At 71.6% G+C, this 23,879-nt stretch carries 22 protein-coding genes; 10 read left to right on the top strand and 12 right to left on the bottom strand.

Annotation, left to right across the window (positions count from 1 at the left end):
• Positions 1-99: 99 nt before the first annotated feature.
• Together BBK82_RS46625 and BBK82_RS46620 are read left to right on the top strand one after the other, a co-directional pair.
• A complete protein-coding gene (locus BBK82_RS46625) occupies positions 100-894 on the top strand; it encodes an SDR family NAD(P)-dependent oxidoreductase (RefSeq protein ID WP_065920626.1) in 795 nt (264 codons plus the stop codon).
• Between the two features lie 67 nt (positions 895-961).
• Complete coding sequence (locus BBK82_RS46620; RefSeq protein ID WP_335618027.1) at positions 962-1,438, top strand: DUF1360 domain-containing protein; 477 nt, start codon at positions 962-964, stop codon at positions 1,436-1,438.
• Here BBK82_RS46620 and BBK82_RS46615 read toward each other — a convergent pair.
• Positions 1,433-1,951 carry a hypothetical protein gene (locus tag BBK82_RS46615; RefSeq protein ID WP_083268663.1) on the bottom strand — a complete coding sequence of 173 codons (519 nt, stop codon included), beginning with the start codon at positions 1,949-1,951 and terminating at the stop codon, positions 1,433-1,435. The genes BBK82_RS46620 and BBK82_RS46615 overlap by 6 nt on opposite strands.
• Before the next feature lie 146 nt (positions 1,952-2,097).
• On the opposite strand from BBK82_RS46615, the gene BBK82_RS46610 reads away from it, so the two are divergent.
• A complete protein-coding gene (locus tag BBK82_RS46610; RefSeq protein ID WP_065920623.1) occupies positions 2,098-2,793 on the top strand; it encodes a HemK2/MTQ2 family protein methyltransferase in 696 nt (231 codons plus the stop codon).
• On the top strand, positions 2,735-2,959 hold the full coding sequence (locus tag BBK82_RS48425; protein WP_071812827.1) for a CDGSH iron-sulfur domain-containing protein: 225 nt from the start codon (positions 2,735-2,737) through the stop codon (positions 2,957-2,959). Before BBK82_RS46610 ends, BBK82_RS48425 begins: the two co-directional genes overlap by 59 nt.
• Here the strand turns inward: BBK82_RS48425 and BBK82_RS46605 are convergent.
• The 3 genes from BBK82_RS46605 to BBK82_RS46595 are packed head-to-tail and all read right to left on the bottom strand — an operon-like array spanning position 2,881 to position 5,256.
• Positions 2,881-3,864 (bottom strand): iron-containing redox enzyme family protein, encoded by a 984-nt coding sequence (locus BBK82_RS46605; RefSeq protein WP_065921925.1) that lies wholly within the window; start codon positions 3,862-3,864, stop codon positions 2,881-2,883. The genes BBK82_RS48425 and BBK82_RS46605 overlap by 79 nt on opposite strands.
• Complete coding sequence (locus tag BBK82_RS46600) at positions 3,864-4,841, bottom strand: carboxylate-amine ligase (protein WP_237048509.1); 978 nt, start codon at positions 4,839-4,841, stop codon at positions 3,864-3,866. The genes BBK82_RS46605 and BBK82_RS46600 overlap by 1 nt, the downstream gene beginning before the upstream one ends.
• A complete protein-coding gene (locus tag BBK82_RS46595; RefSeq protein ID WP_065920621.1) occupies positions 4,825-5,256 on the bottom strand; it encodes a DUF4383 domain-containing protein in 432 nt (143 codons plus the stop codon). Before BBK82_RS46595 ends, BBK82_RS46600 begins: the two co-directional genes overlap by 17 nt.
• An 87-nt stretch (positions 5,257-5,343) precedes the next feature.
• Between BBK82_RS46595 and BBK82_RS46590 the strand changes: the two genes are divergently transcribed.
• A complete protein-coding gene (locus BBK82_RS46590) occupies positions 5,344-5,742 on the top strand; it encodes a hypothetical protein (RefSeq protein WP_071812826.1) in 399 nt (132 codons plus the stop codon).
• Here BBK82_RS46590 and BBK82_RS46585 read toward each other — a convergent pair.
• From BBK82_RS46585 to BBK82_RS46575, 3 genes are all read right to left on the bottom strand, one after another.
• Positions 5,691-8,570, bottom strand: coding sequence for a helix-turn-helix transcriptional regulator (locus BBK82_RS46585; RefSeq protein ID WP_071812825.1), 2,880 nt, complete (start codon positions 8,568-8,570; stop codon positions 5,691-5,693). The genes BBK82_RS46590 and BBK82_RS46585 overlap by 52 nt on opposite strands.
• A 223-nt stretch (positions 8,571-8,793) precedes the next feature.
• Complete coding sequence (locus BBK82_RS46580) at positions 8,794-8,982, bottom strand: hypothetical protein (RefSeq protein WP_154697910.1); 189 nt, start codon at positions 8,980-8,982, stop codon at positions 8,794-8,796.
• Entirely contained in the window at positions 8,979-11,642 is a 2,664-nt protein-coding gene (locus BBK82_RS46575) for a type 2 lanthipeptide synthetase LanM family protein (RefSeq protein ID WP_237047965.1), read from the bottom strand. The genes BBK82_RS46580 and BBK82_RS46575 overlap by 4 nt, the downstream gene beginning before the upstream one ends.
• 143 nt (positions 11,643-11,785) lie before the next feature.
• Here BBK82_RS46575 and BBK82_RS51370 point away from each other — a divergent pair, with 143 nt between their 5' ends.
• Together BBK82_RS51370 and BBK82_RS51365 are read left to right on the top strand one after the other, a co-directional pair.
• Positions 11,786-12,406 carry a helix-turn-helix domain-containing protein gene (locus tag BBK82_RS51370; RefSeq protein WP_154697909.1) on the top strand — a complete coding sequence of 207 codons (621 nt, stop codon included), beginning with the start codon at positions 11,786-11,788 and terminating at the stop codon, positions 12,404-12,406.
• Entirely contained in the window at positions 12,364-12,840 is a 477-nt protein-coding gene (locus tag BBK82_RS51365; RefSeq protein WP_170068084.1) for a hypothetical protein, read from the top strand. The genes BBK82_RS51370 and BBK82_RS51365 overlap by 43 nt, the downstream gene beginning before the upstream one ends.
• Positions 12,841-12,894: 54 nt before the next feature.
• On the opposite strand, the gene BBK82_RS46565 is transcribed toward BBK82_RS51365, so the two are convergent.
• Together BBK82_RS46565 and BBK82_RS46560 are read right to left on the bottom strand one after the other, a co-directional pair.
• A complete protein-coding gene (locus BBK82_RS46565; RefSeq protein ID WP_065920618.1) occupies positions 12,895-13,506 on the bottom strand; it encodes a superoxide dismutase family protein in 612 nt (203 codons plus the stop codon).
• A gap of 66 nt (positions 13,507-13,572) precedes the next feature.
• Positions 13,573-16,149 (bottom strand): hypothetical protein, encoded by a 2,577-nt coding sequence (locus BBK82_RS46560; RefSeq protein WP_154697907.1) that lies wholly within the window; start codon positions 16,147-16,149, stop codon positions 13,573-13,575.
• A 119-nt stretch (positions 16,150-16,268) separates the two neighbouring features.
• On the opposite strand from BBK82_RS46560, the gene BBK82_RS46555 reads away from it, so the two are divergent.
• Positions 16,269-18,143 (top strand): S41 family peptidase, encoded by a 1,875-nt coding sequence (locus BBK82_RS46555; protein ID WP_065920616.1) that lies wholly within the window; start codon positions 16,269-16,271, stop codon positions 18,141-18,143.
• A gap of 48 nt (positions 18,144-18,191) precedes the next feature.
• On the opposite strand, the gene BBK82_RS46550 is transcribed toward BBK82_RS46555, so the two are convergent.
• The gene (locus BBK82_RS46550; protein ID WP_065920615.1) at positions 18,192-18,692 is read right to left on the bottom strand and encodes a hypothetical protein; all 501 of its coding nucleotides are present in this window, start codon (positions 18,690-18,692) and stop codon (positions 18,192-18,194) included.
• Between the two features lie 61 nt (positions 18,693-18,753).
• Positions 18,754-19,680 carry a LuxR C-terminal-related transcriptional regulator gene (locus BBK82_RS46545; protein WP_170068083.1) on the bottom strand — a complete coding sequence of 309 codons (927 nt, stop codon included), beginning with the start codon at positions 19,678-19,680 and terminating at the stop codon, positions 18,754-18,756.
• 192 nt (positions 19,681-19,872) lie between these two features.
• On the opposite strand from BBK82_RS46545, the gene BBK82_RS46540 reads away from it, so the two are divergent.
• Positions 19,873-21,654 (top strand): S8 family peptidase, encoded by a 1,782-nt coding sequence (locus BBK82_RS46540; protein ID WP_083269014.1) that lies wholly within the window; start codon positions 19,873-19,875, stop codon positions 21,652-21,654.
• Between the two features lie 108 nt (positions 21,655-21,762).
• Here BBK82_RS46540 and BBK82_RS46535 read toward each other — a convergent pair whose 3' ends face one another.
• On the bottom strand, positions 21,763-23,001 hold the full coding sequence (locus BBK82_RS46535; RefSeq protein ID WP_065921921.1) for a glycosyltransferase: 1,239 nt from the start codon (positions 22,999-23,001) through the stop codon (positions 21,763-21,765).
• Positions 23,002-23,101: 100 nt separating this feature from the next.
• Between BBK82_RS46535 and BBK82_RS46530 the strand changes: the two genes are divergently transcribed.
• Complete coding sequence (locus BBK82_RS46530) at positions 23,102-23,851, top strand: PIG-L family deacetylase (RefSeq protein ID WP_065921920.1); 750 nt, start codon at positions 23,102-23,104, stop codon at positions 23,849-23,851.
• Positions 23,852-23,879 lie beyond the last annotated feature (28 nt).

The raw sequence follows: 23,879 nt of genomic DNA, 5'->3' as shown, positions 1-23,879 counted from the left end.
GCATCGGACTTTCGGCCGATGCCGCATCGACCGCGCGGCCACGGGTACACGGGGTGTTGACGACGCATTTGACACGCGTTGCGACGACCTGGAGGAACTGTGAATGCGCTTGCCGTGGTGACCGGTGCGTCGAGTGGAATCGGGTACGAACTGGCGAAGGTGCTCGCGGACAACGGCTTCGACGTCGTCGTCGCGGCGGAGGACGAACGGATCGCCGACACGGCCGCGCAGCTGGGCCTGCGCAGCGGTGGCGTGCACGTCGAACCGGTCCAGGCGGACCTCAGGACCTACGAGGGCGTGGAGGTGCTCGTGTCCCGCGTGCGCGCGTTGGGCCGCCCGGTCGAGGTGCTCGCGGTGAACGCGGGCGTCGGCGTCGGCGGCGACTTCGCCAGGGACACCTCGCTCGACGACAACCTGGAGATCATCGACCTCAACGTGCGCTCCGCCGTGCACCTCTCGCACCGGCTCGTCGGCGACATGGTGGACCGCAAGCAGGGCAAGATCCTCTACACGTCCTCGATCGCGGCGACCGCGCCCAGCCCGTTCCACTCCGTCTACGCCGCCTCGAAGGCCTTCCTGGCCTCGTTCGCGCAGGGCCTGCGCGAGGAGCTGCGCGACAGCGGTGTCTCGGTCACGACGCTGATGCCGGGGCCGACCGACACCGAGTTCTTCGACCGCGCGGGCATGCAGGACACGAAGGTCGCGACGGGGGACAAGGACGACCCGGCACAGGTCGCCCAGCAGGGCTTCGACGCGCTGATGAAGGGTGACGACCACGTGGTGGCCGGGTCGGTGCGCAACAAGGTCCAGGCGATCGCCGGGCGGGTCGCGCCGGACCCCGTCAAGGCGAAGCTGATGCGAACCATGACCGAGCCGGGTTCAGCCGAGTCCTGACGGGTACTCGCGCCCCATGAACCGACCCGAACGACCCGAACGACCCAAGGACGAAGGTACTTCGAACGTGAGCCGGATCAGGCAGGAGTACGGCGAGAGCAGGCCGCTTCCCGGCTACCTCCTCGCCATGGGCACCTACGCCGCCGTCGTCGGCGCCGTCGCGGCGGTCGGGCGCCGCAGTGGTACCAGGCTGCCGGAGCGGTTCTCCCTGGCCGACACCGCGCTGGTGTCGGTGGCGACGCACAAGCTGAGCAGGCTGCTCACCAAGGAGGCCGTGACGAGCCCGCTGAGGGCCCCGTTCACGCGCTACGAGGAGCCGGCGGGCCACGCGGAGCTCAAGGAGTCCGTGCGGGCGCACAACGCGGCCCAGCACGCGATCGGCGAGCTGCTCACGTGCCCGTTCTGCATCGCCGTGTGGGCGGCCAGCGGGATGACCGCCGGTCTGGTGTTCGCTCCCCGGCTGACCAGGCTGGTGTCGACCGCGCTCACCGCGGTCGCGGCGTCCGACGTGCTGAACCTCGTGTACGACAAGCTGAAGTCATGACCTCCGGCGGCCGCGCCGGCTCCCCGCGTACGCCTGTTCGCGCAGCGCGGTGAGCCAGCGCGGCGCGAGCTCCAGCTCCGGTGGGCGGTTGACCATCGGGTCGAACGCCAGCGGCTCGTCGTGACCCAGGTCGTGCAAGGTCACCTCGCCCACCCGGCGCCAGTCCGCGGTGGACCCGGCGGCGTGCAGGCGGAACCTCGTCGGCGCCTCGCCGGGCCGCGGATCCGCGGGGACCGCCATGAACCACATGAGCTCGCCGCGGTAGCGGTACGGCAGGATCGTGCCCAGCGCGGTGCCGCGCCAGCCGGCCGCGAACCGCGGCAGCAGCCGGGAGAACCGGCCGGTGCCGGTGCTGGACAGCAGCAGGTCCCAGTCACCCGATCCGGTGGGGATGCGCAAGGCGAGGCCGAGCACGTCGGGCACACCACGGCCGGTACCGGCGCCTTTGGACACCCGTGCGGTCACGGTGGCGTGGGAGGGGAACGGTTCTGATCCGACGAGCTCACCGCTCATCCGCACACCTCTCGGGTGGAAGGCGCGAGCGCGCCTGACGCGGGCGAGCAGCCTGAAGACAGTGGTCAGCACACAACTGGGTCTACCCGCGTCCACACCGGAGAAACACGGTGTTTCAAGGCGTTGTCCCAGGCAACTCTGCTGGCGTGAGGCTGCTCAGAGCACCTGGCGTGTACACGCCGCAAGAGGACACCGAGCTGTTGGTCGACGCGATGAACGCGGCGGCGATCCCGACGGGCGCCCGCGTCCTGGACATCGGGACCGGTACGGGGGCACTGGCACTGGCCGCGCTGCGCGGCGGTGCCTCCGAGGTGACCGGTGTGGACGTGTCCCGCCGTGCCGTGTGGACGGCACGCGTGAACGCGGCCCTGCAAAGACTTCCCCTCCAGGTCCGGCTGGGCAACGCGCTCGAGGTCGTCGCCGACGAGCAGTTCGACCTGGTGCTGGCCAACCCGCCGTACGTGCCGGCGGCGAACCCCTGCGCGGCGAGCGGACCGGCTCGGGCGTGGGACGCGGGGCTGGACGGCCGGCAGCTGCTGGACCCGTTGTGCGCCCGCATGTTCGACCTGCTCAATCCCGGCGGAGTGCTGCTGATGGTCCACTCAGTCCTGTGCGGAGTGGACACCACGCTGCGGCAGCTGCGGGACAACGGGATGAAGGCCTCGGTGGTGCAACGCCGCCTGATCCCGTTCGGACCGGTCATGCGCGGGCGGATCGACTTCCTGGAACGGCACGGACTGATCGATCCCGGTCAGCGACACGAGGAACTGGTGGTGATCCGCGGTGACCGACCCGAACGCGCGCAGGGTGACGGTGGTGCCGAACGGGCCGGTTCTCGTTGAGGGACCGGTCGAGATCGAGGTCGACGGCGTGACGCACACCAGCGACCGGTTCGTGGTCGCGGTGTGCGCCTGCCGCCGCAGCAAGCGCTATCCGTTCTGCGACACCAGCCACCGCAAGCGCGTGCGCAGCGAGGTGTCCCCGGCCGTCCAGGCCGACAGCAGGTGATCCCCGAGCCTGGCCTCCAGCAGTTCGGTCGCCTGGATGCCGAACACCACGTCGGAGGCCAGCTCGGGCTCCTGTTCCACCAGTGAGCCGATGACGTCACGACGCATGATCTGCTCGTGCACGGCATCGGCTTCGATGTGCTCGGTGAAGAACTCGATGCACCGCGGGTCGGCCTCCATCCGCTGCAACGCCTGCGCCATGCGCTGGGCGCTCGGGGCCGTGGTGATCTCGGCGGCGGCGAAGTGCCCGACCAGCGAGCCGCGCAACGACCGGTGCAGCCCGAACAACGACATCATGTTGACGATCGCGATGGCCGGCGCGGGCACGTCGTCGAGGTAGTGCAGGTACTCCGGCGACATCCCGGCGCCTTCGAGCAGGTCCGCGTAGAGCTGCGAGTGCATCCGGTCGGCCCGGCCGCCGCCGAACTCGTCGAACTCCACCGCGACCAGCGCCGCCTTCGCCTTGCCGCGCAACCGGGGGATCACCCACGCGTGCGGGTCGGCCTCCTTGTGGTGGTACACCGAGCGGTGCGCGAAGTACTCGCACATCTGCTCCCAGGTCCCGTCGTCCCGCAGGAAGTGCGACACGCCGGTGCCGGGGACCTGCTCGACCAGCAACGCCTCCAGCGCGCTGTCCAGGTCGGTCATGTCCACATCGGACCGCAATGCGTCCAGGAACACGCGTTCGACCCGGGCCCGCAGCCGGAGCAGCTCCGGGTCCCATTCCCAGTCCGGGTCCACGCCGTCGAAACCGCCGTAGTGCAGCTCGTACAACGTGTACAGCGCGATCGCGAGGTCCTCGCCGTACGGGTCGGCATCGGTGAACCCGACCGCGTCGCCCGGCGTCCCGCGCAGTGCGGTGACGACGGCCTCGGACAGCGGTCCGCGAGGAGAGGGGAGCAGCATCACGTCTCATTCCGTTGAGCGATCAGATCTTGCACGAGCGCGAACTCGCCGCGCTCTTCCAGCGCCGGTGTCACGTGCTTGACGAGGTCGTCGAGCAACGCCGTCGCCGGCACCCGGCATTCCCGCCACGGGTCGACGGCGGGACCGCCGAGCCCGTACCGGGAGGCCGTCCACACCGCCGCGGCGCACACGTCGTCGCGCACCGGCGGTGTCTCCATGACGGCGGCGGTCTGCACGAGAGCGCGCGACAGAGCGGCTTGCAGGAGCGCGTCCGGCACGGTCGCGGCGGCGTCGGCCACCCGGAACTCGATCGTCGGCAGCTTCGGCGACAACCGGGCGAGCCAGAACGACTGCGCGTGGTCGACCAGCGTCCCGCAGGTGACCATCCTGGCCACGTGCGCGTCGTAGTCGGCGGCGCCGGAGACCACCGGCGGCACCCCGGAGCCGGGGAACCGCGACTGCAGCACCATCCGCCAGCTCGCGTACCCGTGGTCCGGCGAGTTCGCCGACACCGCGAGCAACGTCGGCAGCCACGGCCGCAACCGGTTCAGCACCACGACCGCGGTCTCCCGGTCCGGCACGCCCACGTGCACGTGGCACCCGGACGCCTCGTAGGTGTCCACGACGCCCGCGTACATGTCGAGCACCCGCCGGAACCGCTGCCCGTCGGTCACGACCGGGTGCGGCGACGCCTTGACCGGGGTGCCGCGCGACAGCACCGCCACCCCGACCTCCGCGGCGGCCGCGGCGATGGCGTCCCGCGCCTGCTGCAGGGCCGTACCGAGCGCGGCCATGTCGGTGCACGGCCCGGTCGCCGCCTCCACCTGCGTACCGGCGAGCTCCGCGTGGAACTTCGTCAGCCCGGTGTCCCGCAGGCGAGCCAACACGGCGTCCGCACGCACCGAGGTGCGCCCGGACGCCGAGTCGACGAGCAGGAACTCTTCTTCTACGCCGACGGTGTCAGCGCACTGCGGCACGCCGGCCAAGCGCCACTCCCAGTCCGATCATGCCGATGCCGAGGAAGAAGTGCAGCCAGTCGTCCGCGGTGTTGAGCGGCACGAAGTTCGCCTGGCTGGCCTTGTCGATGACGAGCCCGTACAGCCACAGCACCAGGTACACGGCACCGCCGCCGATGAGGTACGCCTTCGCGCCGCTCGCCGTGCGCGCGGCCAGGAAGCCCGCCACGCCGAACAGCAGGTGCACGAGGTTGTGCAGGATCGAGACGTTGAAGATGCCGAGCAGCAACGCCTCTGAGTGATGCCCGGCGAACGTCATCGTGTCGTAGTTGGTGGTGATGCCCGGGATGAACCCGAGCACTCCGATCAGCGCGAACACCGCCGCAACGGCTAAGGCTGCCTGCTGGACGGCAGTTCGTGTCCGTACGTCGACCATGGGGTCACCTCGCTTTGAGTGGACACATTCGGTGACCGACTACCCGTCGGCGGTAGAGACAAACGCGAGCGGGGTATTCGGTCTGACATGGACGACCAGACGATCGAGGCGCTCGGCAAGCTCAGCGCCGCGTTGGAGACCACCGAACGCGCTCGCGGGCACCTCTACTCGTTCCACCAGCTCACCGGTACCGCCGACTTCATGCTCGACGAGGCGATCGAGCTGCTGCGCAAGGCGGGCCACGACGAGCACGCCGACCGGGTGCAGCGCGAGCTGGTCGGCCGCAACGTGCTGCCGGGCCGGTGGACGTTCCAGATCGTCGAGGAGTACGACGACATGTACTACGACGTGTTCCGCGATGTGGAACGGGCCGCGCGCACCGATCTGGCCGGCGGGAAGCGGCACGAGCTGGAGGCGCGGCTCAAGCGCGACCGTCAGCGGTTCAGCTCCGCCGCGTACGCCGACAAGGACTCCCGGTCGGGCTGACCGGTCTTCGCGATCAGCGACGCCACGTGCTTCTCGACCGTGCGCGGCGAGATGTGCAGCCGCGTCGCGATGGCCTTGTTGCCCAGCCGGTCGGCGAGCAGCACGAACACCTCGAACTCCCGCACCGTCACGCCGAACCCGCGCAGCTGCTTGGGCACCTGGTCGGTGCCGCTGCGGCGTTGCTGCACGGGCGCTCCCGCCTGGCGCAGCAACCCGCGGCACGCCGACGCGACGGCGGCGTTGCCGGCCTGGTGGAAGTACTCCTCGGCGGCGCGCAGCCACGTGACCGGGTCACCCCACCGCTGCGCCTGCGCCGCGACCAGCCGCAGCCCCAGGTGCCGCGCCATCGGGTAGGGCGCCGCGGCCTCCTGCGCCGAGCGGAAGGCCTCGGCCGCCTCGGCGTCCCTGCCCTCACGGCCCAGCAGCACGGCGTGCGCGAGGTCGGCGAACTGCTTGTTCCACCGCATCCGCGCGGGTGACGCGGCCGACAGCGCGGTGTACTCGGGCCACCCGAACCGGCCGTCCAGCACGCCGAGCAGCACGCGCATGCCGTGCGTGCCGGAGAGGTGGAACGTGGTGGGGTTCTGCGACTCCTGTGCCGCCGCGCGGTCGAACTCCTGCGCCGCCAGCACGTGGTTCTCCTCCAGCAACGCGCAGAACGCCTTCGCGAGCCCCGAGCACAGCGGCACCTCCTGCGCACCGCCCCTGGCGCTCTGCTCGAACGCCTGCACCGCCAGGTCGGTGGCCTGCCGGTCGCCCTGGTGCGCGTGCAGCGTCGCCCTCACCATCAGCAGGTACCGGGTGAGGGCGCTGAGCTGCAACCGCACCGTGGCCTGCAGGCAGCGGTCGACCTGCTCGCTCGCCTCGGTGTAGCGGCCGGTCAGCACCGACTGCAACGCCATGATGGCGTCCACGTTGTACGCCACGGTGATCGCGCCCGCCCGGCACGCCTCGTCGTGCGTGCCCTCCAGCGACGCCGTGCTGCCGGAGGCCAGCCAGTCGTTGCCCGCCATGCGCACCAACACGTAGATGTGCTGGATCGGCAGCTTGTGCGTGTCCGCAAGCGCTCGCGCCCGGTCGAAGCACGCGTTGGCCTCGTCCAGGTTCTGCTCGCGCGCGATGATCCCGAGCAGCTGCCACGCCTCGCACCCGACCATCGGCAACCGCGCCCGTGCCGCCGCGTCCGCCGCCCGGTGCGCGAGACGCGCGGCCGAGGCGATCCGGTCGGGGCTCGGGATGTTCAACGTCAGGAACGCCGAGTTCACGTCGAGCGGCGCGCTCAGCTCGTCCGGTGCGTCCGGCCCCAGCAACGTGCGCGCGGCCCGCACCTGTTCCGCGCCGTCGGTGAACCGTCCCGCCAGGTACGCCACGCGCGCGAGCCGGGTGTGCAGCTTCGCCCTGCGCGGCCCGTCGAGCCCGCGCAGCTCCCCGAGCGCCTGACCGAGCTGGAACGCCTTCTCGAACTCGCCGGCCTCGGCGAGCGCGGGCAGCAGCACGTCCAGCACGTCCGCCCGTGCCGCCGGCTCGGTCAGCAACCGGTGGGCCCGGTCCAGCAGCTTGACCGCGGAGTTCGTGGCGCCGTTGCGCAACGCGCGTTTCCCGGCCTCGGCGAACAGCAGCCCCGCGTCCCCCGGCTCGCCCGCGTCGAACCGCAGCTTGGCCACCAGCGGGCACCAGTCGCCGGGCAGCCCGGGGTGCAGCTCCTCGACGGCGTCCGCGGTGCGTTCGGACAGTCCGGCGCGCTCGGCGGGCGTCAGCTGCGCCAGCAACGCGTCCGCCGTCAACGGGTGCCGGAACGCGTACCAGTCCGGCGCGGGCTCGTCCGGCGTGACCAGCTGCGCCGCGACCCCGGCGTGCAGGTGGCTCAGCAACGCCCGGTCGTCGTGCCCGGTCACCTTCTGCACCACCGAGAGCGGGAACCGGTGCCCGAGCACCGCCGCCACCGACAACACCTCGCGCCCCTGCGGCCCCAGCCGGTCCGTGCGGTGCGCGACGCTGCGCACGAACGCCGCGGGCACCGGCAGCTTCAGCTCGCCGAGCACCTGCCAGCCGCGCGCGTTCGGGACGAGCAGCCCGCCGCTCACCATGCCGTGCAACAGCTCCTCGACGACGAACGGGTTCCCCGCGCTGTCCGTCCACAAGCGATCGCAGAGCTCGTCCGGCACCTGCTCGCTCTCCAGGCAAGCCGCCGTCATCCGCTGGACCTGCGCCTTGGTGAGCCGCGTGAGCTCCAGCTGCGCGGCCGCGTCGCGCCGCACGATCCGGTGGACGAGCTCGAGCGCGTTGCCGGGGTCGTTGCGGATGGTCGCGAGCAGCAGGACCGGCTGCTCCTCCAGGTTGTCCGCCAGGTACTCGATGACCGCGAGCGTCTCCGCGTCCGCGTCGTGCAGGTCCTCCAGCACCAGCAGGCACGGCGTCTTGCGCGCCACCGACGTCAGCAACCGCAGCACCGCCTCCGCCAGCACCACGACGGACTCCGTGGTGGACTGCTGGTCGTGCCACTCGGGGATCAACGTCCCCAGCACCGGCTTGTAGGGCCCGAGCGTGGTGTCGTCCGGCGGCTCGTGGCGGAAGAGCCCCAGCAGCGCCTCGGCGATGGGCCGGAACGGCACCATCGGCCCGATCGTCGTCCCGCGTCCCTTGAGCACCCGCATGCTCTCGTCGAACGCCTGCCCCGCCGCCAGCCTGGCGAGCCGCGACTTCCCGATCCCCGCCTCCCCGGTGAGGAACACCGCGCCACCCTGCCCCCGCCGGGTGCGTTCGAGTGCCGTGGCGAGGGCCTCGACCTCCCGGTCTCGGCCGACCACCTGGGGCGCTCGGGTCTGCATTGCCGCACCCTAACGTCCGCGTGGCGCTGTCCGGATCGGCTGCTCAGGGGTATTCCTGGTGGGGGAGGGGAGCAAATCCGGGTGATCAGGAACGGATCTTTCCGCGATCACCGGTGGGTGGGCCCGGCGCCGGCGGATCGGGGCAGGAGAACACCTGTCAGGGCACGGGAAACGCCGCGGGGGCCGGACCACCCGGCCCGGCCCCCGCCTACCCGCGTCCTGCTCAGACCACGCTGACCGTCGTGTCCGACAGCGTCGGCGTGAACGCCGCGAAGACACCCACCGCCAGCGTGACCCCGGCCAGCGCGCGTGCTCTGGCGCCCGCGTAGGACCTGGGTGAGAGATCCATCTCCCCGATCACGTGCTCGACCGGCGCGGGCTGGTCGGCCGGGCGGTGCAGGGACTCGTTCATCTGGTGCACTCCTCGTTGTCGTTCGATCTGTAGTGGTCATGTGGTTCGAGCAGCAGGACGGACGGCAACCGGAAGCCCTGGCGCAGCAGCCCGTGGCCGATGCCCGCGAGTCCGGTCAGCAGTCCCGGTGACGGGACGCCGCCGGGGGTGGCGCAGCGCGGGCCGTGTTCGTCGAGCCTGCCGAGCAGCAGGGCGGTGCGCCGGGTGGCGAGGTTCGGGTGGTGGGTGGACAGCGCCTCCACCACGCCGAGCTCGCCGTGGCACAGGCTCATGTCCCGCAACGGGTCCCGTTCCGCCAGGGCTTGGGCGAGGCGGTCGTCGCGCCGGGACATGGCCACGCCGGCGAGGCCCGAGCACCAGCCGGTGTCGGTGGTGTCGATCGCGTCGCTCTCCAGGAAGGCCAGACCTGCCACATCCGATAACTCGTCGTGGACGGCCTCCGCGTAACGCCGCAGGGCCCATCCGATTCCCGCATGGCCGCGGGCGAAACCATTGGCGGGGTGAATCGCGCCTCGTAGGACGGTCGCGTAGTGGTCAGCCAGGACGAGCGACTCAGGCGTGTTCACCGCGAGCATGGCCGCGAGCGAGCCGGCCACGCCGTCCACGACGGTGAACGACGTGTCGGTCAGGGGCATCAGCGACACGGCCGACGACAGCAGCGCGGGGTCCAGGCCGAGCAACGGCACCAGCCTGGACAACGCGTAGCAGATGCCGCCCAGGCCGTGCAGGCCTCCGCCGGCCGCCGACACCAGCTCCGGTGACGCGGCGAACGACTCCAGCAGGCCCGGCAGCGGCCGCAGGGCCGCGGAGGCGAAGTCGACGTACCGGGCGGCACCGGTCAGCGCGCCCAGCTCGGCCAGGAACAGCGCCACGCCCGTGTAGCCGTTGGTGAGGCCGGCGCCCATCGGCAGCACCGTCCAGTGCCGGTCGTCGACCAGCTCCAGGCCCAGCCAGTTCACCCGGTCCTGGCCGGTCGCCGCCTGCGCCAGGATCTGGTCGGCGATTCCGCACGCCGCCAGCAGCAGCCGCGCCGGGTCCGGGTCGACCGGGGCCACGTGGCCCGACACCGCCGCACCGCTGTGGTGCGACACCGGGCGCGGGCGGCAGGCGAGCGAGGCCGCGATGATCCACTGCTGGTCGTGCCGGTCGACCTCGCTCAACGCGGCGATCTTGCGTTCCACCGCGTGCAGCCCGGGTTCCGGCAGCATCCCCGGCAGCCGGAACCCGGACCCGGTCCACAGATCGCGCGAGCCGGGCTTGCACACGAACAACGGCACGTCGCCGCGCCAGAGTTCCATGACCTCGTGCGGCACCAACGCGTCCAACAGCGGGTCGTCCACCACGAGCACGCCGAACGCCAGGTCGCGGTCCAGCGCGTCGCGCAGCACGGTCGGATGCGTCGACTCGTCCAGCAGCGTCCCGTACAGGCGCGTCGGGCGTGCCACGAACCGCACCTCGTCGTCGGTGCACTCCCGCACCAGCCGCAGCAGCTCGTCGCGATGCGCCACGATCGCGTCGTAGCCCGCGCGGAAGCCCGCCAGCAGCGAGTCCTGGTAGTCGGCCGGCTCGGCGGCCAGCCCGGCGAGCACGGGCCGGTTCAGCGCGCCCACCGACTCACGCGGCCGCCGCACCAGCCGCATCCGGTCGGTGCCCGCGTCGGCCCAGTCCACGACGTCCAGCGGCGACGGCACGCCCCGGTCGCCGCCGACACCGGACACGTCGACGATCCCGTTGTCGCCGAGCAGCATGTGCGGCAGCAGCGCGGTCCGCTGCACCGACCGCGCCATCGCGAGCGCCGCCGGGTCGGCACCGGTCGTGAGCGTCGGGTGGAACAACGTCTCCACGTCCACGAGCACCGGCTGGTCACCGCACGCGATCACGTTCTCGTAGTGCATGTCCGTGCCGTCGACCGCGTAGAGCAGCGCGAGCAGCGCCCCGAGCCGCCGGTAGAACTCCGCGACCCCGGCCACGTCCGCGCACGGCTCGTGCGCCACGTGCTCCAGCCACCCGTACCCGTCGCGCGCCAGCAGCCGCGGTGAGCGGAAGGTGATGCCGGTGCGCCGCGAGAACCACGCCACTTGGGCGGCGAAGTGCGCGTGCAGCTCGACCGGGCGCGGCCGGTAGACCAGCCGGGCGCCCGAGGAGAACGTCAGCACCGCCACCGTCCGCCCCTGCTGGTGCGCGTCACCCTGACCGGTCTCGATCAGCGTCAGCGCACCGGGGTCGGCACCGCGGAACACCTTCCGCACGATGTCCGCGCGGTCGCGGGTGAACCGCGACGACAGCTCGTGGTGCGCCGCCACCGCCTGCTCGCACGCCTGCGCGAGCATCCTGGCCAGCACCGGGTAGCGCCCGAACAGCGCGGTGAGGTCCAGCGTGCGGGTGAAGGACAGGAACCGCTCCCGCGGGGTGTCACCGGCCAGCGTGCCGCGGGCCTGGTTGAGCTCCAGCACGAGCGTGCGGGTCGCGATCCGCACCAGCCGCAGGCCCAGCTGCTCGGCGAACGCGGCGTCGAACGGCGGCGCCACCTCGGTGCGCGCGGCGTCCACGAGCGGTCGCAGCGCGTGCGCGAACGCGGCGGTCCAGCTGTCGTCGGCAGGCGCTCCGGAGCGGGGCGCGGCCGTGGCGCGCTCCAGGAACTCCGCCGCTGCAGGGATCACGACGCCGAACCTCGCACGCGCGGGTGGAGAGCGCATGGGGGCCGAGTACCCAGATTCACCCACGACCAGAAAATGGGGGACCGGCACCCATGTTCCGAGACGCCCAGGTGGAGAAACTCACTCCGGAGAGGGAGGAACGGACCATGAAGGAGTTCGGGGAACTACTGCGCACGCACCGCATCCACGCCGGCCTCACCCAGCAGCAGCTGGCCGACTTCGCGATGCTGAGCGTGCGGGCCATCCGCGACCTGGAATGCGGCCGCACCCGGTCGCCGCGCGCCGAGACGGTGCGCCTGCTCGCGGACGGCCTGCGGCTGGACGACACCAGCCGGGCAGATCTCCAGCAGGCGGGTGGGCGGCCCGCGCGCAAGGTGTCGGTGGCACCGCCGGCGCCGTCGTCGGCGATCGTCGGCCGCGAGGTGGAGGCGGCCGCGCTCACGGACCTGCTCGTCGACGGCACCCGCCTGGTGACCGTCACCGGGGTGAGCGGCGTGGGCAAGACCAGGCTCGCCCTGGAGGTCGCGGGCGAGCTGCACTTCCGGCTCGGCTGGTCGGTGCTGTGGCTGCCCGCCGCGCGCCTGCCGTCGATCGACCCGGCCGCGGACACCCTGCTGGTGACCGACCACGTGCCGGACCCGCGGCTGCTGGAGCTGCACCCGCGGCTGCGGATCGTCGTCACCGCGCTCGCCCCACCGGGCTGCCGGGCGAGCACGTGTTCCCGTTGGCACCGCTGGCCGACGACGCCGCCGTGCAGCTGCTCGTGACGCACGTGCGCCGGGTGCGGCCGGGTTTCCGCCCGGAGCCCGCCAACCACGCCGCGCTGATCGGGCTGGTGCACGAGCTGGACGGCCTGCCCTCGGCGGTGGAGTTCGCCGCCGGGTGGTTCATGGTGTACTCGCCGCAGCACCTGCTGGAACGGCTGCGCTCCAACCCGCTCGACCCGACCTCGGCCCACCTGCGCGACTCGCTGCGCCGCTCGTTGTCCACATTGGACGCGGAGGAACGCGCGGTGCTGGCGCGGATGGTCGACCGGATCGGCTGGGAGAGCGAGGATGCCGTGCACGCGCTGAGCGTGCGCGGCCTGGTCCGCCGCGCCGGACCGCGGTACGAGGTGCTCAACCTCGTGCGCGCGGCGGTGCTGGAACCGGTGTCCGGGCCGCAGCTCGCGGGAGGGGTGGCCCTGACCTGGCCGTGCTGAACGGCGTCTGCAAGTACCACCGACTCCAGGTTGGTGGTACTTGCAGACGACCCATCAGAACGCGGCGGTGAGGCAGGCCAGGCGGTCGCCGGCCGTGCCCGCCTTGCCGTGCTCGGTGCTGGTGTGCGCGGCGTGGATCACAACCGAGTTCGCCTCACTCGCGCGGAACTCCCACTTGACCGTGGCGGTCGACGTCGCCGAGCCCTGCGCGTCGGTGGTGAGGTCGAGCCAGATCTCGTTCTGCGCGTTGGCGAACTTCGGGTCGACGCTCGGCGTCACCGGGTCCTTCTCGTGCTGGTAGTGCGGCCCGGAGTCGGCGGGCTTGGCACCGCACGGCTTGGTGTGCACGTGCGAGCCGTACTTCGTGTTCGGCAGCAGCCCGGTCACCTTGAGCTCGACCACCGTCTGTCCACCCGAGACCGATGAGCCGGTGGAGAGCTTGGCGCCAGCAGGAACTTTCGCGACGTCGTAGGTGATCCCCTTCGGCTGGTCGCCCGAGTCCGCGGGGGCCGCGAGCGCCGACTCGGCCACGGGCGTGACCGAAGGCGCCTGCGTGGTGGTGGTCGGGGTGGAGGACGAGGTCGAACCGGTGTCGGTGCCGCCAGAACAGGCGACGAGTCCGGTGAGCAGAGCGGCACCCATGAGGGCCGCCACAGTCGTGCGCATGTTTCTCCTCGTGTCAGCTGCGTTCCAGGTTCCCATCCCCTCCACGGCCACGATCGGGCGACTGGTTCAACTCGGCTGGGCCGGTGGCGGCTCCGGGACGAGCCGGGTGAACGCCGCTGTGTAGGCGGCACAACGGTGGTAGTCGGAGTGGGTTTCCACCTTGTCCGGACTGCCGTTCGTCTCGTTCGCCCACTGGTCGATGGAGGTGCCGTCCGGCTTCCCGTAACCGATGACGGGGAAACCGAGGTAGTCGGTGCGCCGCCACAGGTTCACCCACCTGCCCTCCAGCACCCCCTTCAGCGTGTCGGCCGGTGCGACCACCGGTTCTGGCTGCGGCCCCGGGTCGTCCTGCCGGTGCCAGGGGTCCAGCGCCCAGATCGTGCCCCTGCGGCTGCGCACGGTGCCGAGCACGCCCGGTCCGAGCAGCTCGGGGAAGATCCGCCCGAAGTACGGCCGCAGCTGCACGCCACAGGTGAGCAGCTTCACGCGCGCCAGGTGTTTGCGCGGCAGCTGGTAGATCGCCGCGACGGCGAGCACCGCGCCGAGGCTGTGCGCGGACAGCACCACCACCGGGCTGTTCTCCGGCTTCTCGGGGTCCTCGGGGTGCCGGTCGAGCCAGTCGCGCACGCGTTCGGCGATCTCCGGCACGGCCCGCTCGGCGTAGCAGGGCGGGGCGAACGGGTGCGCGGTCCTCGGCAGGAAGCACATGAGGTCCCACAGCAGTCCCAGCGGCCTGCGGTTGGCCAGCACCCCGGCGCCGACGAACGACCCGACCAGCGCCACCCCGGCCAGACCGGTGTACGTGACGCCCTGCTCGAACACCCAGGCCGGTACCCGCCAGTCCACCCAGGACGGCCGGGCGAACGTCACGTGCACCGCCAGCGCGACCGCCGCGGTGCTCAGCGCCGACAGCACGCCGACGACGACCTCGGCCCGGTGGGCGCTCGCGATCACGTGCCGCCACCGCATGACGAGGGCTTCCTGCCCGGCTGGAATCGCCAGGCTGGTGTCCTTCTCGAAGTCGGCGGGCCGGCGCACCCGCAGCCCGAGCACCACCACCAGCACCACGACCAGCCCCGCCAGCACCGCGAGCGCCGCCGTGAACGACCCGCTGGTCCACCAGTAGAACCAGGGCGCCTGCGGCAGCTTCTGCAGCGGCTCCGCACCGCCGAGCCAGCTGCGCAACGTCAGCACGAGCACCGTCATCAGCAACAACGACGAAACGAGCGAGAGCCCCAGCAGCACACCGGGTCCGGTGCCGCCCCACGCCTCCCACTCCCGGTTGCCGCGCACCGCGTACCCGATCAGCAGTGCACCCGCCGCCACCACGACGAGACCGGCCCACGGCCATTCGGCCGTGGCGATGAGCCCTGCCGCGAACACGAGGCTGGCCAGCCACGGAACCCGCTTCTCCCGCTTGCGCCACGACCACCCCGACAACGCGATGCCGAGCAGGCAGGCCGTCACCGCGGGCGGCCCCCACCGCACGAGCCACAACGAACCGGTGAACACCGGCTCCGTGTAGTAGATCGCGAACCCGTGCACCGCCAGCACCACACCGGTGGCCACCACGAGCGCCCACGACCACACGCCGCTCTTCTCGGTCTTCGGCGCGTCCGGGCAGTCCGCCGCCGTGCGCATGACGCGGAACGCGACGAGCACCAGCAGGAACCCGGCGAGGACGACGGTGAACGGGAAGACGGCCGCGTGCCGGAAGAGCTCGGGGCCGGTCACCAGGGTCACCACGCAGAACCCGGCGGCCAGGTGCAGCCTCGTCAGCCTGCGCAGCCGCGGGCTGCCCCGCCACATCGACCTCCTGCTGAGCAGCACCCCGGAGCGGAACGGCTGCCGGTCCTCCGTCGTCGTCGACTCGTACCTGCTGCGGGACAACGAAGTCAGCAACAACAGGCCGACCAGCAGCAGCACCGGTACCGCCGAGGCGGCCAGCACCCGGACGTGCTGCGCGGGGTCGCCGAGCACGTCGAGCCAGGAGGGCAGCTGACGGCAGGTCGTGTCGGGGAAGGAGCACTGGATCGCGTACAGGTCGACGACGGCCACGCTCACCGACAGCACGAGCAGGATCGTCAGGCCGAGCCCGAACAGGCGGGTGCTGGCGGCGCCGCGACCGGCGTTCCACCACCGGGACTTCCCCGGGTCCGCGCCGGCCACCGGCGTGTCCCGCGGCTCGGTGCCGTCCTCCCTGGTGCCCCGCTCGTGCGCGTCGGCTGCCAGGAGCTCGGCCTTCTTCAGCTTCTCGGCGTGCGTCAGCTCGTCGTCCTCGGTCCACGTCCTGGGGATCTCCCGGCTCCAGTACGCCACGTTCGCGAGCCCGAACGGCAGCAGCAACGCCCACCCGATGCGCCCGGCCACGTTGGCCACCACCGAGGCCACGCCGCTGCCCGGCGCACCCGGCGTGCTGCGCGCCATACCGCCCCACGAGTACGCCTCGCGCTCGACGTCGGCGCGCGGGCGGCCGGGGTCGTTCACCGGCAGGTCGGCGAGCCTGTCCTGCCTGGGGCGCCAGAAGCTGCCGAAGCGGTCGCCGCGGAACTGCTCGACGGCGTGGTCGGGGAGCGCCAGCATGGCGGGCGCGGGAGTGTTGTTGACCCCGTGGATGCGGAGTTCCAAGGCACGTGGACTCATGGCGCCCTCCCTCTTACTCCGGTTGTCGTCCTCGGAACTGCTCCGGTTAGCGGCCATCCGGGTGAAACAGGTGTATCCGGACGCCTCGGGAAGCCTCTACTTGGCAAGGAGGCCTCACCATGACCGCAACCGCTCACCCGAACGTCGCAAACTCCGTCGGCCTGGCCGAGTTCCTGGCCACCGCGGGCACTCTCACGCTCGCGCAGCGCAAGCTCATCGTGGACCAGGCGCTGATCCTGCTCGAACAGAACTACGCGCACCTGCCGTTGAAGGTCGCGATGCACGCGGTGAACCCGGTGCAGCGGCTCAGGGTGCTCAGAGCGAGACTCGAGCGGCAGACCGACGCCACCGCCGAGCCGGAGTGGCAGTTCCACCGCGAGCTGTCGAGCACCTTCCACTCGGTGCGCGACCTGCACACCAACTACCTGCTGCCGGCCCCGTTCGCCGGCAAGATCGCCTTCCTGCCGTTCCAGCTGGAGCGCTGCTTCCACGACGGCGCGGAGCAGTACCTCGTCGCGCGCACGGTCGCCGGCTTCACCGAGCTCTCGGTCGGTGCCGAGGTGACGCACTGGAACGGCACCCCCGTCGCCCGCGCGGTCGCGTTGAACGGCGCGGTCTTCGCCGGCAGCAACATCGCCGCGAACCTCGCTCGCGGCCTCGAGTCGCTCACGTTGCGCCCCCTGGTGATCCAGCTCCCGCCGGACGAGGAGTGGGTCGTCGTGACCTACCGCGACGCGGAAGGCACGAGCCAGGACCTCCGGGTCTCGTGGCAGGTGACCGAGAACCTCCCGCCGATGACCGACGTCGACGAGCTCTCACCCGCGGCCGCCGCGCAGGGCGTCGACCTCGACTCCGACGAGAAGGCACGCGCCAAGAAGTTGTTGCACGCACCCAAGGTCGTGGCCGCGGAGGCCGCGGGCGGCGCGGTGGCGATGAGCGTGACCGACGTGCCGACGACGATGCCCGGCGTGTTCCGGGCGCGACCGGTCGTCACGCCGTCCGGCACGTTCGGGCACCTGCGGATCTTCACGTTCAGCGTGGACGACCCGGAGAAGTTCCTGCAGGAGTTCATCCGGCTCGCGGCTCTGCTGCCGCAGAACGGCCTCATCGTCGACGTGCGCGACAACGGCGGCGGCCACATCTTCGCCTCGGAGTTCCTGCTGCAGACCATGACGCCGCGCCGCGTCGAGCCGGAACCCGTGCAGTTCCTCAGCACCCCGCTGAACCTGCGCATCTGCCGCCGCCACGCCGACGACCCGACCGGGCAGATCAACCTCGGCCCGTGGTTCCCGTCGCTCGACTCGTCGACCGAGACGGGCCAGGCGTTCTCCTGCGCCCACACGATCACCCCGGCCGAGGGCGCGAACTCCGTGGGCCAGACCTACCACGGTCCGGTCGTGCTCGTCACCGACGCCCGTTGCTACTCGGCGACCGACATCTTCGCCGCCGGCTGGGCGGACCACTCGCTGGGCCCGATCCTCGGCGTGGACGACAACACCGGTGCGGGCGGCGCGAACGTGTGGACGCACGGCCTGCTCTCGACGCTGCTGCGCATCCCCGCGCCCGGCGACACCGAGACGCCGTACAAGCCGTTGCCCAACAAGGCGAACATGCGCGTCTCCATCCGCCGCACCCTGCGCGTCGGCAAGCTCGCCGGCACGCCGGTGGAGGACCTGGGCGTGCGGCCGACGCACCGGCACCAGCTGACGCGCGCGGACCTGCTGGAGGGCAACGTCGACCTGCTCAACCGGGCGGCCGAGCTGCTGGCCGAGCAGCCGGTGCGCCGCCTCGGGGTCGCGGTCGCGGGCACGACCGTCTCGCTGGACACCGTGAACCTCGACCGGGTGGACGTCTACGTCGACGGCCGCCCGGCGACCTCGCTCGACGTGGCCGACGGCGCACACACCGTCACGCTCACCACGTCCGGTGCCGAGGTGCGCGTCGAGGGCTTCGCGGACGGACGGCTGGTGGCCGCGCGCAAGGTCACCAGTTGATCGAGCGGGCGCTCGCGGTGACGCCATGACCGCGAGCGCCCGTCCCGGTCACCGGCGGCCGGCGGGGACCGGCGCCTCGCCCTGCTCGACGTGGAAGTCCATGCCGGGGCAACGGGTCTCGAGGTCGGCGACGACGGTGGCCGGGTCACCGGTGGTGGTGACGCGGACGCCGGAACCCTCGACCGCGGGACCGGCGATGACGACCGTGGGGACGCCCATGGCGCACGAGACGCTCGCCTTCAGTTCGACGAGGGTGTACTTGGCGTCCTGGAACACGATCCGCGCGCCCTGGCCCAGCTCGGTGATCTCGGCGTCGAGCTCCGGGTCCGGCTTGCGGTAGACCACCAGCTCCGGCACCTCGTTGCGCACGCGCAGCCCGGCGTAGAAGTCGGCGAAGCGCCGTTCCAGCACGGGGACGATCGCGTCGGCGGCGGTCATCAGCGCGGGGTCGTTCATCGGCGTGGTCATCGGCTGGTCCTCGAGCTCGGTGGGGTGCCCGCACGCGGTCAGCGCGAGTGCCGCCGCCACGGGCAGTGCCGCGGTGCGCATGATGGCGTTCTTCCCTTCTCCGTCAGCGGGAGGACGGAACCGGGCGGCCGCGGGGTTGCCTCTACAGCCATCCTCGCCGCATCGCCTGCACCCCCGCCTGGAACCGGGTCTGCGCCCCGCACCGGTCCATCAGCTGCCGCACCCGCCGCTGCACCGTCCGCGGCGCCAGCCCCAGCTGCCGCGCGATCGACTCGTCGGTCAGCCCCGCCGCCAGCAGTCCCAGCAGGTTCGGGTCGACGTCCGCCGCCGCGGCGTAGATCCCGCCGGGGCTGAACGGGATCCCCTTGTCCCAGTACAGCTCGAACGTCGAGCGCAGCACGTCCAGCAACGCCGACGGCCGGATCAGCAGCACCTTGTCGACCACGTCGCCGTTGACGACCGGGAGCACCGCCGCGTGCTTGTCGATCACCGCGAGCTTGAACGGCAGCGTGGGCGTGACGCGGGCGCGTTCGCCGGCCGCGACCAGCTCGATGATCTCGGTGACCCGGCCGGGCAGGTCCACGGCGGAGCGGTCGTAGACGACCCGCCACTGCACGTCCCGTTCCCGGGTTTCGTCCTCCAGCGCCACGTGCTGGCCCAGCGGCGTCACGTACGGCGGCTGGTCGAGCACGCAGACCTCCTCGCGGGCGCCGCGCAGCAGTGTGTGCCACAGCTCGCGGACCGCGCGCACCCCGGCGACCACCTCGACGAACGCGTTGTCCCCGAGCTCCTCGTCCCGGTTGCGCAGGTAGAGCTCCATCAACGGGCCGACGTCGGCGCGCGCCCTGCGGTTGGCCTCCTCGCGCGCGGCGATCAGCGCCTCCACGGCGAGGTCGGGCGCGACGGCCTGCCACACGTCCCCCGGCAGGTGCCTGACCAGGCCGAGCTCGCGCATCTGCTCCAGCAGCGCACTGGCGACGCCGATCTCGTCCGTGGTGCGGCTCCCGCCCGTCACCAGCAGCTCGTAGACGGCGGAGAGCTCCGGTGCGACGCCCAAGTGTCCGAACACGGCGACATTGTGCGCCATTCAGCGCAGTGGACCTGTCGTGAACACGCCAGTGTCGCCATTCGGACTCCGCTAGACCTGTTTTCGCAGGTGTGACGCGACTTACGGTCCTCCCCACCTCCGCAGCCGGTTCAGAACCCTGACGCCCTCAACGGCACGCGAAGGCCCTGCGTGGAAGGACCTCACGTGAACAAGATGCGACGCACGAGCGTGTGCGCCGCGGCAGTTTCCGCCGCCGTGCTCAGCGTTGTCGCCCCGTCGGCGACCGCTGCCCCCGCCCAGATCCAGTCCCAGCCGGACTCGACCCAGGTGAACCGCCCCTTCGAGCGGCTGATCGTCGGCTACAAGCCCGGCACCGCCGAGGCCTCGTCCGACACCGCTGCCTCGGACGATGTGCGGAAGAAGGGCAAGTCCGTCCACCGCCGCATGTCAAGCGGTGCGGTCGTCGTCAACCTGGGCGAGAAGACCGCCAACGCCGAGAACACCATCCAGGCGTTCAAGAACGACCCGGATGTCGCCTACGTCGAGCCGGACCTGCTGATGCAGCCGTTCGCCGACCCGAACGACACCGAGTACTCCAAGCAGTGGGACCTGTTCGAGGCCACCGCGGGCATGAACGTGCCCGGCGCGTGGGCCAGCACCACCGGCGCGGGCGTCACCGTGGCCGTCATCGACACCGGCTACGTCGCGCACAGCGACCTGTCGGCACGGGTCGTCGCGGGGTACGACTTCGTGTCCGACCCGGCGCGCGCCCGTGACAACAACGGCCGTGACGCGAACGCGGCCGACGAGGGCGACTGGGTCGCCCGCGGTGAGTGCGGCACCGACGCAGGCGGCAACCCGGTGCCCGCCCAGGACCAGGGCTCGTCCTGGCACGGCACGCACGTGGCCGGCACCATCGCCGCCTCCACCAACAACGGCAAGGGCGTCGCGGGCATCGCCTACGACGCGAAGATCCAGCCGTTGCGCGTGCTCGCCAAGTGCGGCGGCGCCACCTCGGACATCGCCGACGCCATCACCTGGGCCTCCGGCGGCACCGTCTCGGGCGTCCCGGCCAACCAGACCCCGGCCAAGGTCATCAACATGTCCCTGGGCGGCCAGTCCTCCTGCTCCACCACGTACCAGAACGCCATCAACGGCGCCATCAACCGCGGCACCAGCGTCGTCGTCGCGGCCGGCAACTCGAACATGAACGTCGCGAACTTCACCCCCGCGAACTGCACCGGCGTCATCACCGTCGCCGCCTCCTCCCGCGAGGGCAACAAGGCGTTCTACTCGAACTTCGGCACCCGCATCGACGTGGCGGCGCCCGGTGGCGAGACCCGCCGCGGCACCGACACCCCCGGCACCATCACCACGCCGGAGAACGGCATCTGGTCCACCCTGAACGCGGGCACCACCGTCCCCGGCGCCGAGAACTACAAGCCCTACCAGGGCACCTCGATGGCGGCGCCGCACATCGCGGGCCTCGCCGCCCTGCTGGTCGCGAAGAAGCCGTCGCTGACCCCGGCCCAGGTCAAGGACCTGATCAAGGCAGGCGTCCGCCCGCTGCCCGGCACCTGCTCCGGTGGCTGCGGCGCCGGTCTGGCCGACGCGACCAAGACCGTGGCCGCGCTCGACACCACGCCTCCGGGCGGTGGCCTGGAGAACACCACCGACGTGGCCATCGTGGACCGCGGCACCGTCACCTCGTCCATCACCTCGACGGTGACCGGCAACGCCTCCGCCACCACCAAGGTCGGCGTGGACATCGTCCACACCTACCGCGGCGACCTCGTCATCGACCTGGTCGCGCCGGACGGCACCGCCTACCGGCTGAAGAACTCGTCCACTTCGGACAGCGCCGACAACGTGGTGGCGACCTACACGGTCAACGCCTCGTCCGAGGTCGCGGCGGGCACGTGGAAGCTGCGGGTCCAGGACGTGTACTCGGGTGACACCGGGTACGTCAACGCCTGGAACCTGACCCTGCGATAGCTCCACGTGTTCGCCGAGGGGCGGCGCTCACCCGGATGCCGGGCAGGCGCCGCCCTTTCACGTGTGCGGGGCCTGCTCGGTGTGCGTCTGAGCGCGGCACGGTTGCGGTCACCACGCCGCCTTCACCCGCCGCCCCCTCCCCACCACCCGCTCCAGGAACCCCGCCACCTCCCACACCGACGGCATTCCCAGCATCCCGCGCTGCGCCCGCCGCACCTGGCGCCGGATCCCCGCATCCCCCAGCGCCCGCTCACACCCCTGAACCACCGCTTCCTCCGAGAAATCCCGCACGTGCACCCCCACCCCGAGCTGCTGCACCCGATGCGCGTTGTGCATCTGGTCGTGCAACAGCGGCAACACCACCGAAGGCACCCCCGCCCGCATCGCCTCGCGCACCGAGTTGTAACCCCCGTGCGACACCAGCAGATCCGCACTGTGCAACAACAACGCCTGCGGCAACGCATCGACGAAGTGCACGTGCGCGGCAGGCTGTTCCGGCACCGGCAACCCACCCGTCAGCACCACGGCCTCGCACTCCAGCGACGCCAACGCCGCGGCCACGACCTCCAGGTGCGCCAGCGGAGACCGCTCCGACACCCGCGCAGGCATCGCGTTGAAGTCGAACAGCTCCAGAGCCGACGAAGACGCGAACACGCCGCCAGAGGTCGAGGTGGACACCACCACCAGCGGACGCGCCGGGTCGAGGTCCGCCACCCACTGAGGCAAGCGTTCCCCAGGGGAGTGGTGCGACGGCTGCTGGAAACCAAAGGCCGCGGGCATCGGTTGCCGGGCGAAGGAATACCCCGGTGGTACGGCGTCCAGGCGGCCGAAGCGGTGGGTCGAGTCGAGGGATTCCGGTTGGGGCAGGCCGAGTTCGGCGCGGCGTTCGTTCAGGGCGTTGAGCAGGGTCAGGCGGTCCATGTAGTGCGCGACGCCCGACGGCGCGGAGACGTGGGGGATCCGCAACCGTTCCGCGACCAGCAGGCCGGCGAACTCGACCCCCGCGCGCAGCACCAGGTCGGGGCGGAAGCCGGTGGCGACCGGGAGCAGGGCGCGCACGGCCGCGGTGATGTGAGGGCCCGCGGCGAGCTCCACGAGCATCTCGTCGGCGAACGGGTCGTAGTCCGGTGGGAGGGTGAGCGGTTCGCCGGCGAGGAGGTCGGCGAGCTGGTCGCTGAGCTCGGGCAGGCAGGCGTTCACCCGCACGGGTTCGCCGGCGAGACCCGCCAGCACGCTCGCGGGGCCCGCCACCAGGACCTCGTGGCCCAGGGTGGAGAGCATCGACATCAACGGCAGGTGGGCGCGGGCGTGCGGGGCGGAGAACGCGACTGTGCACAGGACGCGCACGAACAGCCTCCCCAGGCCGGCCACGAAGATCGCTCTCAGCGTAAACAGCGCAGGTCCGGAGCGGGATTGCGGTGTTCCACCCGCGGGTAACGTCGTGGTCATGGCGACACTGGTGACGTTCCACGCGCATCCCGACGACGAGTGCATCGTCACGGGCGGTGTGATGCGGAAGGCGTTCGAGGAGGGACACCGGGTGGTGCTCGTCGTCGCGACCCGCGGCGAGAGCGGGGAGGTGCCCGACTTCCTCGACGAGGGCGAGGAGCTCTGGGAGCGGCGGGTGCTGGAGACGCACCTGGCGGCGGACCTGCTGGGGGTCGCACGGGTGGAGTTCCTGGGGTACCTGGACTCCGGGATGATGGGGGACGAGCTCAACGACCGCCCCGGTTCGTTCTGGACCGCGGACGTCGAGGAGGCGGCGCAGAAGCTCGCGGCGATCCTGCGGGAGGAGGACGCCAGGGCGCTCACCACCTACGACAGCTTCGGCGGGTACGGGCACCCCGACCACATCCAGGTGCACCGGGTCGGCAAGCGCGCCGCGGAGATCGCCGGCACGCCCGCCGTCTACCAGGCCATGGTGAGCGAGTCGCGGTTCCGTGCGGCGATGCGGCGCTCAGGCGTGGAGGAGCCGCCGGAGCTGGGGGAGGGCGCCGTGCCGGAGTCGGAGATCACGACCGCGGTCGACGTGGCGAAGTACCTGGACGCGAAGCGCGCGGCGATGCGGGCCCACGCCTCGCAGATCCCCGAGCAGTCGTTCTTCCTGTCGCTGGACGACGAGACGTTCGCGCACGCGTTCGGCATGGAGTACTTCATCCGCGAGGGCCACCCGCACGAGACCGCCCTCGACCTTTGAAACGCCACGCGGGGACCTTTCGTACGAT

Source organism: Lentzea guizhouensis (assembly GCF_001701025.1).
Taxonomy (GTDB): Bacteria; Actinomycetota; Actinomycetes; order Mycobacteriales; family Pseudonocardiaceae; genus Lentzea; species Lentzea guizhouensis.
The sequence above is the reverse complement of the archived record's forward strand: the minus strand, read 5'-3'. Positions and strand labels throughout refer to the sequence as shown.

Coding starts and splice junctions, on each gene's coding strand:
- BBK82_RS51370 (WP_154697909.1), top strand. CDS start 11,786: ATGAAGGAGTTCGGGGAACTACTGCGCACGCACCGCATCCACGCCGGC.
- BBK82_RS46615 (WP_083268663.1), bottom strand. CDS start 1,951: ATGAGCGGTGAGCTCGTCGGATCAGAACCGTTCCCCTCCCACGCCACC.
- BBK82_RS46540 (WP_083269014.1), top strand. CDS start 19,873: ATGCGACGCACGAGCGTGTGCGCCGCGGCAGTTTCCGCCGCCGTGCTC.
- BBK82_RS46590 (WP_071812826.1), top strand. CDS start 5,344: ATGGACGACCAGACGATCGAGGCGCTCGGCAAGCTCAGCGCCGCGTTG.
- BBK82_RS46595 (WP_065920621.1), bottom strand. CDS start 5,256: ATGGTCGACGTACGGACACGAACTGCCGTCCAGCAGGCAGCCTTAGCC.
- BBK82_RS46585 (WP_071812825.1), bottom strand. CDS start 8,570: ATGCAGACCCGAGCGCCCCAGGTGGTCGGCCGAGACCGGGAGGTCGAG.
- BBK82_RS46530 (WP_065921920.1), top strand. CDS start 23,102: ATGGCGACACTGGTGACGTTCCACGCGCATCCCGACGACGAGTGCATC.
- BBK82_RS46565 (WP_065920618.1), bottom strand. CDS start 13,506: ATGCGCACGACTGTGGCGGCCCTCATGGGTGCCGCTCTGCTCACCGGA.
- BBK82_RS46580 (WP_154697910.1), bottom strand. CDS start 8,982: ATGAACGAGTCCCTGCACCGCCCGGCCGACCAGCCCGCGCCGGTCGAG.
- BBK82_RS46560 (WP_154697907.1), bottom strand. CDS start 16,149: ATGAGTCCACGTGCCTTGGAACTCCGCATCCACGGGGTCAACAACACT.
- BBK82_RS46555 (WP_065920616.1), top strand. CDS start 16,269: ATGACCGCAACCGCTCACCCGAACGTCGCAAACTCCGTCGGCCTGGCC.
- BBK82_RS46605 (WP_065921925.1), bottom strand. CDS start 3,864: ATGCTGCTCCCCTCTCCTCGCGGACCGCTGTCCGAGGCCGTCGTCACC.
- BBK82_RS46550 (WP_065920615.1), bottom strand. CDS start 18,692: ATGCGCACCGCGGCACTGCCCGTGGCGGCGGCACTCGCGCTGACCGCG.